Genomic DNA, 13,521 nt, shown 5'->3' on the forward strand with positions numbered 1-13,521 from the left:
ATGTCGAGCCGGGATGGGAGTGATGCATATTTCCCGCCAAAAGTGACAGCAAGTGACTAATGGCTCTACGCCTCGCTCCCTTGCCTGCCGGCTTTAAACTGGCGTATGGGCAGCCAGGGTGAAGGCCCCCGATGGCGGGGAATATCCCCCAATACAGGGTGCGATTGTGCGGGGTGTCCGGGCCAAAAGAAGTGGCCGCTTTCTGAATGTATCGATGGCCGAATGCTGTCATTCACCCCGGCTTCATCGCTGCCCGCGGTTGGCCGAAGTGACTGCGGGCCAGGCTGTTCAGTCGTGCAGGCCTGCCGTTTCATCCAGGTGGTCAATGTGCCTGAAACGCTCAACCAGGAAATCGATCAGGCTGCGCACACGGGCTGACAGATGTAACTGTTGCGGGTACACCGCGTAAACGTCTTAACCTTGAAGCGCTTCCATCAGCACTTGTACCAACTGCCCACCTTCTGGAGTCGCCCAGCTGCCAGCCAGTTCGGCAATCAGTTGGTTGGTGGTGGTCAATGTCACGCCGCCCTTGTCCATCCGGCGCAGGGCGATGTCATCGGCCATGACGCTGGGTGAACCACCGCCATCAGCGACTACCTGAACGTCGAAGCCGTCACGTACCAGGCTAAGGGCCGGGTAAACGGTGCAGACGTCATTGGTGACACCGGCAATGATCAGTTTTTTGCGCCCGGTAGCCTTGACGGCGGCGGCGAAGTTTTCATCGTCCATGGCATTGACGATACCCAGGCGTTTGACTCGCGTAGCGAACTCGGCAGGCAGGATCTGCTCCAGTTCACTGAGTAGCGGGCCTTGTGCGTACTCCTCCATGCTGGAGGTCAGCACCACCGGCAGTTTCAGGATACTGGCCGCTTTGGCGAGCATCAGGGCATTGCGTTTCAACTCTTGGAACGGAATGGATTTGACCCAGCCCATTGTCCCCACATGGTGATCGATCAACAGCAGGGCGGCATTGTCTGCACTGAATTTTTCGTAGCTCATGATGACTCTCCTGACAGCAAGTTAGGTGATGTGTTTATGATTGATCAATTCGAATTCGGGATAAATCCGCGAAAAACGAAATGACTAATCCACTAATGGGATAATGCCGTGGAATATCTCAACGATATGGCGCTGTTTGTCGAGGTGGTAAAGGCGCGCAGTTTCAGTCGTGCGGCAGAAACCCTGGGGATCCCCAACTCGACCCTGTCCCGGCGTATAAGCGAGCTGGAGAAAGGCATCGGCTTGCGGCTGTTGCACCGCACCACACGCAAGATCGAACCGACCGAGGCTGGCCAGTTGTACTTTGAGCGCTGCAAACGGATCGTCGATGAAGCCCGTTTGGCGCACGAACAGTTGGGGGAGATGCTGGCCCGGCCAAGCGGGTTGCTCCGGGCTTCGTTGCCGGTGGACTTCGCCACTGTCTACCTGGCGCCATTGATCGCGGAGTTTGCCCGGCTTTATCCCGGTATCAGTTTTGAGTTCGATCTGAGCCCGCGCCAGGTGGATCTGATCAGTGATCCGGTGGACGTGGTGATCCGAATGGGAGAACCGCCGAACTCAAATCTGATTGCCCGCAAACTCGCCAGCTTGCGGCGCGGCCTGTATGCCTCGCCCAAGTATCTGGAAATGTCCGGTGCCCCGCAGCAGCCTCTGGATTTGAGCCGCCACGAGTGTTTGCGATTGCGCGGTCCAGGTGCAGACCGCTGGACGTTGTCCGGCGACGCAGGGCGCGTGGAGGTCGATGTGGGCGGACGATTCGAACTCAACAGCGTCGGTATGCTCAGACGCCTGGCATCACTGGACCTGGGTATCGTTTTGCTGCCTGAAGGCATCGCTGAACAAGACCTGATCAATGGAAAGCTGCTCAAGGTCTTGCCTGAATGGCACGCCACTGCGGTTTCAGTGTATGCGCTGACCGAGACGCGTCTGTTGCCGGCGAAAACCCAGCGGTTCATCGAGTTTTTGCGCGATCAACTTGAAGGGGCATAAAGGGGCGGATCTATTATTGGCTCCTCGAGGATTAGCGGAACGTCCGCGCCACCGGTTTTGTAAAACAGTGGCGATCCAGGGCTGTGCCTGAGGGCAGAAGAGCGACTGTTGGTCGGATGAAAGGCAGATCCGGGCTTTATCAAGCCCTTTGTTTGTTTATCTGTTTAATAACCTTTTAAAACAAATAGTTGAACTCTAAAGGTAAAGTGTTTTGTAAGGTTAATTGCTGGATGAAGATCCGGTTTCATCCGACCTAAGTCTGACTTTCGAACGCCTGGCACCTGGGACATACGATTGGTGAGCGGCGTGACCCCCGGTTCCCTGCTATTAATCAATTAATGTTCGAGTGCTTATCCTTTCGGGAGCGGGTCATGAGTCCATCCATTCGCATCGGCATAGCCGACGATCATCCGATGTTGCGTGAGGGCGTTGCCAATACGTTGAGGAAACGGGCGGATCTTCAAGTCGTGGAGCAGGGCGCCAATGCGCAGGATGCCAGGGATATTGCCCAGAGGGTGCGCCCGGACGTGATGCTGATGGACGTCAATATGCCGGGGGATGTTTTTGCCGCGGTACGGTTCATTTCCTCTGAACTGTCGGATGTGAAGGTGCTGATGCTGACGGTTTCGGAATCCGAAGATGACGCCCTTCTGGCACTGGATGCCGGCGCGCGCGGGTATGTGTTGAAAGGCGTCAGCGGACCGGAACTGATCCTGGCAATCAGGGCGGTTGCCAAGGGTGAGACCTATATCACCCCCGAGTTTGCAGACAAACTGCTGAGTAACAGCAAGAAGCACGAAGCGCAAACACCCAATTTTGATCTGACCCACCGCGAGGAGGAGGTCATTCGAGAAGTTTCAAAGGGACTGACCAACAGGGAAGTCGCGACAAGGCTGTTGATCAGCGAAAAAACCGTCAAGCACCACATGGGCTGCGTGATGCACAAACTGCACGCCCGAAATCGCGTCGAAGCGGTCACGGCTCTACGGCGTCATTGGGAGCGCGAAGCCGTCGGGCGCCTTCACAACGGCGAAGGGAAAACACAAATGGATGCCCGCAGCGGCTCTGACTAGAGTTTGAACTGTGCATTGACCGACGTACCCGAGGCGCTGGAGTCGATGCTGAACAACCCGCCAAGGGATTCAACGCGATAACGCAAGCCGGCGAGCCCCAATCGGGTTCTGCCGGATGTCTCGAGCAGCATGGCGTCCTCCGTCATGCCCGGACCACCGTCCCTGACGCTGATGTTCAGTACCTCATCAACGTATTGCGCCCGGATGACCTGACCCTCGCCGTTGGCATGACGGTAAGCGTTGTTGAGGGTTTCTTGCACAAAACGGTACAAACAGAGTTTGAGCGGCAGTGGCGCGGCCTCCGGTAGCTGATCCATGGTTAATGTGACCCTGGTGCCAGTGCGTTGCTCGTGCCGTTGCGCGACCAGTTGCAACTCTTCCTCCAGACTCAAGTCGTTGATTTCCGGAAGTGCCAGGCCTCGTGATAAATCGCGGACCTCACTCAATGCGTCGGTGGCGGCGCCACGAATGGTTTCCAGAGACTCCTGATCGACAGTGGAGCAGTTTTCGGCCAGGTCGTCGAGGCGGATCAGAATCAAGGTCAACAACTGCGCAGGCCCATCGTGCAGGTCTGCACCAATGCGCCGCAAGGTGAGTTCGTTGACCCGGGAAAACTCCTGGGTAGCCGTCGCCATCTTGTGCTGGAGTTCGGCATTGCTGATGTGCAAGCGGGTTTGCTCCTGCAGCCGCAAGCGCAATGCCACTTGCTGTCGCTGGATAATCTTGTCACTGCGTCGCACGATGAAGAAGAGCAGCGTCAGCATCGCCAGTGTCGCGGTGCCTACGTCCACCCATACCTGCTGCCGGACGCGATCGATCTCGCGCTTGAGGCTGTCGGCCTTTTCATAAAATTCGCCCACCGCGATGATCTCTCCGGTACGTGAGTCCCGCAGGGGTGCGTAGATCTCATAGAGCGGCACGTTGAGCTTGCGCTCGAACTCGTTTTCATCCTCGTCCAGGTCTTTGAGGTCGGTAACCACATTGCCCTTGAGTGCCTCGGTGATCTCATCGAGTGGGAATTTTCGGTCGGTGATGGCTTTGTTCGTGCCGTAGATCACCGTGCCATCCGCTCGCCAGATCTTGATCGAGACAATGTGCTGTTTGAGCGAACGGTTTTCCGCGAGACGGTCCAGGGACTGGACACTTGCAGCCGAGAGGGCGTTGTCCCGGCTCATCTCCTGCACATAGGGCTCCAGAAACGTATCCATGTACTGGGCGGCTGCTTCTGCTGCGCTATGTACGGCGGCGTTTTCTATCCGTTCGCTCACCAGATTGCCGACGAAGAACATGGTCAGCCCCAGGATCACCGCGGCGGCAATGACAAACTGGGTCGAGTGGCTCAGGTTGCGCGCCTGGCCCCCCAGGCGTATGCGCCAGATGCCATTGCCAGCCACACCGGGAACAGGGGCTGGCTCGCCCGGGGCCTCAGTTTCCGGCGGGGTAAACGTCTGGTTTTTTGATTCGACTCTTGCATCTTTTTCCATCGGCCTGGTTCCGTGATCATCGTGATAAGTCGGTTGGAAACCCTGCAACTAAACGGATATCTGGAGATTGGCTGTGGGCGCCACGCCCATGACTGACAGTAGTTCACTGCATAGCGATCCGACAGTTTCACGGGTGTACCAGACACCACCGATGATCAGCCAGACCATCGTCCGTTCAAGTCGGCCGCACTGCCAGGATTTGCTCGATCAGCCACGCCAGCGCCGGCTCATGTTGGCGTTGCGCCAGATACACCAGTTCGAGGTGGAACGAGCCGACGTCGAACGGCAATTCGAACACCTGCAGCGGTAACAGCTGCGCGAATTGATTGGCCAACTGGGTCGGCAGGACGACGCTCAAGTCTGAATGGGCGACCAGGTGCGCCGCCTGCAGGTAGTTGGGTGTGGTGTAGACGATTTTCCTCGACAGGCCTTGCTTGCCCAGCCATTGATCGACCATGCCGCGCGACTGGCCGCCACTCACCCAGAGATGGCGCAGCCCCAGGAAGTCATCCAGTGTGAGTGTGTGATGTGCCAGCGGATGCTGCTTGCGCACCGCCAGCCGCAGGGTTTCGCTGTGCCAGGCCCGGCGGGTGAAACGCGCCGGCACTTCTTCGAAGCGTCCCAGAACCATGTCCAGTTCACCCCGGTCCAGCAGCTCGGCAGGAAGGCTGGGGGCGAGGTGAGCAACGTCGATTCGCAGGTTTGGCGCCAGTTCTCCCAGGCGCGCCAACAAGGGCGGCATGCACAGCTGTTCGACAAAGTCGGTCAGGGCGATGCGCACCTGCTGTTGGCTCAGGCGTGGGTCGAAGGTTTCCCCGGCATTGAGTGTCTGTTCGATCTGTTGCAAGGCCGCGCGAATCGGCCCCTCCAGCGCCAGCGCCCGGGAAGTGGGCTGCATGTGACGGCCAACCCGCACCAGCAAGGGATCGTCGAACAGTGAGCGCAGGCGGGCGAGGGCATTGCTGACGGTGGGCTGGCTGAGGGCCAGGCGCTCGGCCGCTCGCGACACGTTCTGTTCGCGCAGCAACATATCGAGCACCCGGAGCAAATTCAGATCGAAGCTTTTTAAATTCAAATTACAAATACCAGGCATATGAAAATGAAATTTCAAAAATAGTAGGCGCCTGCTTAGGGTGACGGCAATCTTTTCCACTCTGCCAACCCACGAGGCCTGCCATGAAGTATCAAGCTCCCCTGCGCGACATGCGATTTGTGCTGCACGAACTGTTCGATGTCAGCGGGCATTGTGAGCGCTTGAACAACGGCCTGGACCGGGAAACCATCGACGGCGTCCTCGAAGAAGCCGCCCGCTTCGCCGGCGAAGTGGTCGCACCGCTGAACCGCAACAGTGACGAGCAGGGTTGTCAGCTGATCGACGGCCATGTCACCACGTCCCAGGGATTTCGCGACGCCTACCGGCAGTACGTCGATAACGGCTGGGCCAGCATGACCGGGCCGCAGGAGTTCGCCGGCCAGGGTTTCCCGCAGCTGGTTTCGGCCAGCTTTCACGAGATGCTGATGGCCGCCTCATTGTCCTTTCGCATTTATTCCGGCCTCACCGAAGGCGCGGTGCTCGCTCTGCATCGTCATGGCAGCGAGTCGCTCAAACAGGCTTATCTGGAAAAAATGGTCAGTGGTGAATGGTCCGGCACCATGTGCCTCACCGAGCCCCAGGCCGGTACCGACCTTGCCCTGCTGCGCACCCGCGCCCAGCCTCAAGCCGATGGCAGTTATCAGGTCAGCGGCAGCAAGATCTTCATCAGCGGCGGCGAACAGGACCTGACCGCCAACATCATTCACCTGGTCCTTGCCCGTTTGCCGGATGCTCCGGCTGGGGTGAAGGGCATCAGTCTGTTCCTGGTGCCCAAGTTCATTGCCGCGGCCGATGGAACACCGGGGCCGCGCAATTCGCTGAGCTGTGGCGCACTGGAACACAAGATGGGCATCAAGGGTGCTTCCACCTGTGTGATGAACTTCGACGGCGCACAAGGCTGGTTGATCGGTGAAGCGAATCAGGGGCTGGCGTGCATGTTCACCATGATGAACGATGCACGCTTCCAGGTTGGCCTGCAGGGACTGGGCATCGCCGAGGCCGCCTTCCAGGGTGGCCTCGCTTATGCCCGCGAGCGTCTGCAATCGCGGGCCATCAGCGGTCCGGTGGCGCCGGACAAGAGTGCCGACCCGATCATCGTGCACCCCGATGTCCGGCGCATGCTGCTGACGCAAAAAACCTTGAGCGAAGGCTGCCGCTTGCTCGCGGCCTACACCGCCCTGCAACTGGACCTCGAACACGGCGACCCGCAACCTGAGGCTCGCCAGAAGGCGAGTCGTCGGGCGGCGCTGCTGATTCCGATCGTCAAGGCCTTCTTCACCGACGTCGGCCAGGAAGTCGCCAGCCTGGGCGTTCAGTTGTACGGTGGCCACGGTTACATCCGCGAGTGGGGCATGGAGCAGCTGATGCGCGACAGCCGCATCACCCAGCTATACGAGGGGACGAACGGTATCCAGGCGCTGGATCTGCTTCGGCGCAAGGTGCTGGGCGATGGCGCCACCGAGTTGGGTGCCTTGATCGATGAACTGACCGTGCATGTCGATGCGGCCGGCTCGCAAGCAGCGCTGAGGGAAATGGCCGAGGCAATGCAGCAGCGTCTCGCCGAGTGGCGTGAACTGGGTAACGAAGTGGTCGAGGCGTGTCGACGTGATGTGCAGGAAATCGGCGCCATGTCGGTGGACTTCCTGGCGTACAGCGCTTACGTGCTGGTGGGCGGGCTGTGGTTGCAGGCGGCTGTGCGTGCCCAAGCCGCACTGGATGCAGGCACCGACGAACCTGGGTTCTACCGGGCCAAGCTGCAAGCGGCGGATTTTTACTGGCGCCGGGTGCTGCCCCGTGCCAGTGGCCACCGCGAAAGCCTGCGAGGCGGAGCCCATTGCCTGATGGCCATGGACGAGGCCGATTTCGCCTTTTGATGGCGGCACCGTGCGGCGGTAACCGAGGGGATTCGGTTACCGCCGCAGCGTATACACCCGGCCTATGTTCAGGCTTGCGCGGCGCTGACCTTGCCAGTGATCGTGGCATTCTTGCGGACCGCTTGATACAGCAGGCTGGACACCATGAACCCGACAATGGCCAATACGCTCATCAACGAGAACACGTAGTTGTAGCCCTGTTGACCCGGGAAGTGGTCAAGGATTGCGCCATAGATGACGTAGGCGAACATGCCCGGCGCATAGCCGATCAGGCAACCGATGCCGAAGGCTGAACCGGTGATGTGCTGGGGAATGCCGACTTCACCCATGGGGGCCCAGAACACGCCGCGCATGGAAAAGACAATCAGCGCGAAGGAGAGGGTGGCCGCCATGCCTGCGTAGATGTAATCCGGGCTTTTCGGGATGAGCATGATGGCGCCCATCAGCGGCAGCAACGCCAGGAATGCCCACTTCAGATAGCGGCTGGAACTCTTGAACTGTTTGTCGGCAATGAAGCCACCGGCAGGGCCGCCCAGGATTTTGAGGAAGTACTGGTTGATGATGCCGTAGGCGCCTACCAGGGCCACGGGCAGTTCGTACATTTCCTTGAGGTAGGGAATGAAATAGGTCAGGCCGCAGTACACGATGTAGACCATGAACACGTTGAGGCTGACCAGCCAGATGCCCGGCACCTTGATGGCTTCGAGCAGGTTGGACAACCCGTTCTTCGGCTTGACGGTCGACTGGGTTTTGCCGCTCTTGAGCAGCAGCCAGGTCAGGGTGCCGGCAAGAATGTCGATGACCGAGTAGAAGAAGATCGCCGATTTCAGGCCGTTTTCACCGGAGCCCATGGCGACGAAGACGCCCAGCGCAGAGAAGGCGACCAGGGTATCGATGACGCCACGCCCACCTTCGAGCAAGCCGAACAGGCGCCCCTGTTCTTTGTCGTCACCCAGGTTGCGGATGGCTTTGAGCAGCGAAGGCCAAAAGAGGCAGTCGGCACACACGGCCAGCAGGCAGAACACAACCAGCAGATTGCTGAAGGGCGGAAAGGTCGCAAGGTAGAGCCCGAGGCCGCCGGTACCGATCAGGCCGAGGGGGATCAGCTTGCGCGTGTCGTACCGGTCGGCGAGCATGCCGCCCACCACGAACAGCGCGGTGGCGATGATGGCGTTGGCGCTCAGCAGCACGCCGATTTCAGTGTGGGACAGCCCCATGAACTCTTGCATGGGGATATAGAAGGCGTCTTTGAGATTCGCCAGCTTGTAGATGGTGCCGCCACCGAGGATGAGAATCAGGAATCTGAGCCATTTGGCCTTGTCGTGGGATGTCATTATTGTTCTCCAGGCTTGATTGGGTAGGCAGTGCCGATGGGCACGTCAGGTTCAGGCGTTAGCGCAATGGGCCAGGGTCAACTCGGCCAGGGTGCGGAACTCGGCCAGCAGACCGCGTACGTAGGCGACCTGGTTGTTTGCCCAGCGGTGCTCATCGGCCAGCATTCGCTCCAGCGAGAAGCCCTCCGGCAGCGCTGTTTCACTCATTTCCCGGTATGCAATGAACGGGTCGGCGGCTTCGTCGACCTGGCGGAACGCCGGGGCGACGTAGTGGTTTTCCTGCTCGAGAATGAAGGCGATCACTTGCGGGGTTGATTGGCCGAGCATCAGCAGTTCGAACAACATGCGTGCGCTGGGCAGGTCGTCTTCGTCACTGCCTTGCAGCACGCCGTAATGCCCGAAGCCGTTTTGCTCAGGCACGATGCGCACACCCTTGAGGTGGGTCTGGCGTATGTGCGGGGCCAGGGCGCGCAGTGCCGCCAGGGGCTGTTCGCAGGCATTGATCATGTTGCCGAAATCGAACAGGGCGTGCAGGCGAGGGTGGTTCAGCCGGCTCAGCAGTTGCGCGATCTCGCCGCTCTTGAGTTCTTCATGTTGCTCGAAGTCGAAGAACAGGTCGTGCTCGTCTGCCTGTTGCGCGAGGTAGTGCAGGTCTGACTCGATCACGTCCATGACCTGGGACAGCGCCCCTTCGTAGCGTGAGTAGACACGGATGTTGCGGGTGCCCAGCGCCCTGGCTATGGCGATCACTTGATCGACATCCTTTTTCAGGGTGCTGCTGATTTCCAGATGCACATCGAGCCCCAAGGCATTGGCCTTGGCAGCGAACGCCTGAAGCTGCGCGGCTGTCATTTGGCTCAGGCTGTTTTCCTCACCGTCGAGCAAGTGCAGGCTCAGGCCCTGCAGTTCGTGGCGATAGGCGAAGTCCAGCAGGTCGGCAGGTGTGACACGGCCGTGGGTCAGGTTGGTCAGCAAGGGGTAGGCATGGGCAAACAGGCGCAGTTGCGCCAGTCGGTCGAGCAACTGGCGGGCCAATGCCTCGGTCAGTAGGGGGGGAGCCTCGGCCTCGACAGCCTTATGGCTGAGCAGGGCGTTGAATCGTTCCTGGATCTTATTGTTCATTCGAGTCGTTCCTGGTTCAGACACCGGGTCTACCGGCGCAGCCTTTATCGCGCCAGTCAGGAACTCTCGATAGATCCATTATCAGTTAAATCATAAGACCACTTGCCTTGCGTCAAGTGGCCGGCTGCAGATAGCCCATCTTGTCCAGGGCCTGGGCCAGCGCTTCGACGCGCGCTTCGGCCTGGTCCTCAGGGGTGCTGGCAAAGCCGATCAACAGCGCCGGCGGCAACACATGTTCGACGCAGTAGTCGCTTAGGGGATAGGTATGAATGCCATGCTGGCCGAGTTCTCTGGCCAGGGCGTCGTCATCGAGATGCGCGGGTAGCCAGGCGATCAGGTGCATGCCGGCTTCCACCGGCGTGATCCTGAAGAAAGTCCCCAGCCGTTTCTGCAGGTGTTCGACCAGTGCCTGCTGGCGAACCTGGTACAGCGCGCGCATTCGACGAATATGGCCGAGAAAGTGGCCCTCGCGCATGAAGTCCGCCGTGACGGCCTGCAGCAGTGTGGGCGGGCTGCGATCCATGACCGCCCGCAGGGTGCAGAAGGGTTCGATCAAGGCGTTCGGCAGTATCACGTAACCCAGTCGTAGCGAGGGGAACAGCACTTTGCTGAAGGTGCCGGCGTAGATGACCCGGGCCCATTGGTCCATGGCATAGAGTGCCGGCAGGGGGCGGCCGTTGTAGCGAAACTCACTGTCGCAGTCGTCCTCGATGATCCAGCTTTGATTCTGGGCGGCCCAGTCGATGAGTTCCTGGCGTCGCCCATAACTCATGGTGACGCCCAGGGGGTGCTGGCGGGAAGGTGTGGTAAACACCAGGCGGGCGTCAGGACACAGGGTCAGGCCTTGCTGGACATCGATCCCCTGTTCGTCGATACGCAACGGCACGACCTGACCACCTTGGGCCTGGAGCGCAATGCGTGCCGCGATATGCCCCGGATCCTCCATCCAGAAACTGTCCTGCGGATTGAGCAGCAGCATGCCCAGCAGGTTGAAGGCTTGCTGGGCGCCGGACACGATGACCACCTGCTCGGCACTGCAATCAATGCCACGGGCATCGAAGACGTACTCGGCAATCGCCTCGCGCAGGGCCAGCAATCCCTGTAGTTCGCCATAGCCGAGCATGGCCTTGGTCGGCTTGTGCAGGTGACGGTTCAACAGGCGCTTCCAGACCGATTGCGGGAATGCATCGTAGGCGCTGTGGCTGGGCAGGAACGAGGTCGGGCTCCCGGTCGCCCAGTCGGCATAGGAAACACCGCGGAAATGATCGCTGCGCAACGACAGCATGGACTGGCTCAGGTCGGACAGGCGAGGGGGCTGGCGCTTGTGCTCATCGTCATCGATACCGCGGCTTTCCCACTCATGGCCGACAAAGGTTCCGGCCCCGGTCCGCGACGTCAGAAAACCTTCGGCAATCAGTTGATCGAACGCATTGAGAATGCTGATTCGCGACAGCTGCAGTTCCTTGCTCAGGGTCCGGGTGGACGGCAGGCGCACGCCTCCCTGAATTCTGCCACTGAGAATCTGTTTGCGAATCTGCAAGTAGAGTTGGCGGTACAAGGGGATGGAACTGGCACGGTCCAGCTCGATACCTGACAACAGCAAACCTGCGGAGGATTTCATTTTTGGTTCGTCTGGATGAAGTGTGGTTTGGCCTGAACGGCCGTCAGGCACCAGGGTGCGAAAGGGTATCGAGCGGTGCTGGATAAGTCATCCACCACAGCGTCACAATAATATGGCTGCTGAGTACGGCATTGCACTAACCGATCTTGTCGTGGTCCATACACCCCGCACGACCCTCAGCGGTCGAACCGACCGGCCCCGGATCGGTAACTTGATCAAGGACAGCGAAAGCATGATCGCCGCCACATAACAGGCAACGCCCCCCACCCGGTTCCGTGAATCGGGCCTCGCCGTACGTTTACCCCTCAATCCCATTCGAAGATTTAACCCATGTACCTACGCAAAATTGCAGTTGGGCTGTTGGCCCTTGTTTTGCTCTCGACCGGGGCACAAGCCCGTAGTCTACTGGACCTCCTCAAGCCGCCCACCGCGCAACATGAACAAGCGTCCCGCTCGGGCTCGATCAGCCAGAACGCGGCCCTGGACCTTTATTCAAGCAAACAGAAACAGGCATCGTTTGACGGCTGCGCAGACCTGTTCCCGGCAGCGAAACCGATCAACACGGCCACAGTACCTGCCTCCATGAAACCCCTGGCGCTGTGTTCCGACAACTTCGCGGTGCTGTACTCGCAAACCAGCAGGACCCCGCTGGTGGTGGTCGAACGCCTGAACGCGGCCCAGTTGCAGGATGCCAAAGGGGAGGAGCGCACCAACCAGTTCTACCCGGACCCACGCATTCCCAAGAGTGGGCGCGCCGAGTTGAGCGACTACCGCAGCCAGCACCCGGCGGTGGACCGTGGCCATCAATCCCCGGCAGCCGATGCCCCGAGCCCCAATGCGATGGCCCAATCCTTTGCGCTGTCGAACATGGTGCCGCAAGACCCGACCAACAACCGGAAGATCTGGAGCAAGGTCGAGTCTGACGTCCGCAAGTTTGCCAAGCGCGCCGATGGCAACGTGTTTGTCTTTACCGGTCCGCTCTTTGACCCGGGCCACTCCACCATCGGCGACAACCAGGTCTGGGTGCCGACCCGGCTGTTCAAACTGGTGTACGACGCATCGTCCCAACGTGCCTGGGCCTACGTGCTGCCTAACGCAGAAACCCGGATCGAGAAGCCGATGGACTATGAGACGTTCGTGAAGAGCACCGGGCTCAAGCTGCTCGGGAACCTGCCCGTGACAGGTTCCGTCGGGCGCAGCTGATGGCTGGATGAGCAGCACCCCAAAGGTTGGAGGCAACCGATGGGGTGTTTCATTCACCGATAAAATTTCGACAAGGGGTAACAGATTGTAAAAATGAACTATACCCAATAGGGCAATCGCTCCGGACTCCGGGACATGATGCCACTGAAGGTGCTCGTCCCAGGAACTTCAACGTCAAGCAGACCGAGAGACTCTGGATATGAACGCTTTGAAAATCGCTGCCAGCGATGCGGTCCGGGAGTGTTTTCGTAATACCCGCGAAATCGTCCGATTCGATCAGACGGACTTTACCGATGTCGCTGTCGCCGTGCTCTGCGTTGATGACTTGGCCGCCGGAGTGCTGGATGCCATCAAGCGCACCGGCTTCGATATCCCGATCTTCCTGGTGGCCTCTCAGGGCCGCAGCAATCGCTCCCTGGCGATCTACAAGCAACTGCAGGATGTCATCTTGCAGGTCAATGGTGTCTTCGACTTATCCAGCAATAATGCTGAGTACCATGGCAACCAACTGGAAACCGCCGCCAAGGCCTATGAAGCAAGCCTGCTGCCGCCGTTCTTCGACGCGCTCAAACATTACACCGAGGCGGCCAACGCCACCTTCGCCTGCCCCGGTCACCAGGGCGGCCAGTTCTTTCGCAAGCACCCGGCCGGTCGGCAGTTTTTCGACTTCTTCGGCGAGACGCTGTTTCGCGCCGACATGTGCAACGCCGACGTCAAGCTCGGCGACC

Annotated in this window: 11 protein-coding genes and 1 pseudogene; 5 read left to right on the forward strand and 7 right to left on the reverse strand. The window is 59.5% G+C overall.

From position 1 onward, the window contains the following. Nucleotides 1-288: 288 nt before the first annotated feature. Nucleotides 289-414 (reverse strand): annotated as a pseudogene (locus KGB07_RS26420) (LysR family transcriptional regulator); the annotation flags it as partial. Beyond that, on the reverse strand, nt 415-999 hold the full coding sequence (locus KGB07_RS26425; protein ID WP_223467048.1) for an isochorismatase family protein: 585 nt from the start codon (nt 997-999) through the stop codon (nt 415-417). A 108-nt stretch (nt 1,000-1,107) separates the two neighbouring features. Between KGB07_RS26425 and KGB07_RS26430 the strand changes: the two genes are divergently transcribed. Then, a complete protein-coding gene (locus KGB07_RS26430; RefSeq protein WP_046037024.1) occupies nt 1,108-1,989 on the forward strand; it encodes a LysR family transcriptional regulator in 882 nt (293 codons plus the stop codon). A gap of 371 nt (nt 1,990-2,360) precedes the next feature. Further along, on the forward strand, nt 2,361-3,062 hold the full coding sequence (locus tag KGB07_RS26435; RefSeq protein ID WP_046037023.1) for a response regulator: 702 nt from the start codon (nt 2,361-2,363) through the stop codon (nt 3,060-3,062). Here the strand turns inward: KGB07_RS26435 and KGB07_RS26440 are convergent. Continuing rightward, a complete protein-coding gene (locus KGB07_RS26440; protein ID WP_223467050.1) occupies nt 3,059-4,546 on the reverse strand; it encodes a sensor histidine kinase in 1,488 nt (495 codons plus the stop codon). The two genes, KGB07_RS26435 and KGB07_RS26440, sit on opposite strands and share 4 nt — an antisense overlap. Before the next feature lie 175 nt (nt 4,547-4,721). Next, nucleotides 4,722-5,639, reverse strand: a complete 918-nt coding sequence (locus KGB07_RS26445; RefSeq protein ID WP_223467054.1) for a LysR family transcriptional regulator — start codon at nt 5,637-5,639, stop codon at nt 4,722-4,724. An 83-nt stretch (nt 5,640-5,722) separates the two neighbouring features. Between KGB07_RS26445 and KGB07_RS26450 the strand changes: the two genes are divergently transcribed. Beyond that, on the forward strand, nt 5,723-7,513 hold the full coding sequence (locus tag KGB07_RS26450; RefSeq protein ID WP_223467055.1) for an acyl-CoA dehydrogenase C-terminal domain-containing protein: 1,791 nt from the start codon (nt 5,723-5,725) through the stop codon (nt 7,511-7,513). Nucleotides 7,514-7,581: 68 nt separating this feature from the next. Here KGB07_RS26450 and KGB07_RS26455 read toward each other — a convergent pair whose 3' ends face one another. The 3 genes from KGB07_RS26455 to KGB07_RS26465 all read right to left on the reverse strand — a co-directional run bounded on the left by KGB07_RS26455 (nt 7,582) and on the right by KGB07_RS26465 (nt 11,590). Then, the gene (locus tag KGB07_RS26455) at nt 7,582-8,847 is read right to left on the reverse strand and encodes an MFS transporter (protein WP_223467057.1); all 1,266 of its coding nucleotides are present in this window, start codon (nt 8,845-8,847) and stop codon (nt 7,582-7,584) included. 51 nt (nt 8,848-8,898) lie between these two features. Then, nucleotides 8,899-9,969, reverse strand: coding sequence for a sugar phosphate isomerase/epimerase family protein (locus tag KGB07_RS26460; RefSeq protein WP_046037016.1), 1,071 nt, complete (start codon nt 9,967-9,969; stop codon nt 8,899-8,901). A 112-nt stretch (nt 9,970-10,081) separates the two neighbouring features. Then, entirely contained in the window at nt 10,082-11,590 is a 1,509-nt protein-coding gene (locus KGB07_RS26465; protein WP_223467058.1) for a PLP-dependent aminotransferase family protein, read from the reverse strand. A gap of 330 nt (nt 11,591-11,920) precedes the next feature. Here KGB07_RS26465 and KGB07_RS26470 point away from each other — a divergent pair, with 330 nt between their 5' ends. Next, entirely contained in the window at nt 11,921-12,793 is an 873-nt protein-coding gene (locus tag KGB07_RS26470; protein WP_223467059.1) for a DNA/RNA non-specific endonuclease, read from the forward strand. Nucleotides 12,794-12,992: 199 nt separating this feature from the next. Then, nucleotides 12,993-13,521: Orn/Lys/Arg decarboxylase N-terminal domain-containing protein (locus KGB07_RS26475; protein WP_317850415.1), on the forward strand; the 529-nt coding region annotated here is incomplete at its 3' end.

Origin of the sequence: Pseudomonas sp. GL-RE-26 (genome assembly GCF_019956275.1) — a bacterium.
Lineage (GTDB): Bacteria > Pseudomonadota > Gammaproteobacteria > Pseudomonadales > Pseudomonadaceae > Aquipseudomonas > Aquipseudomonas grandcourensis.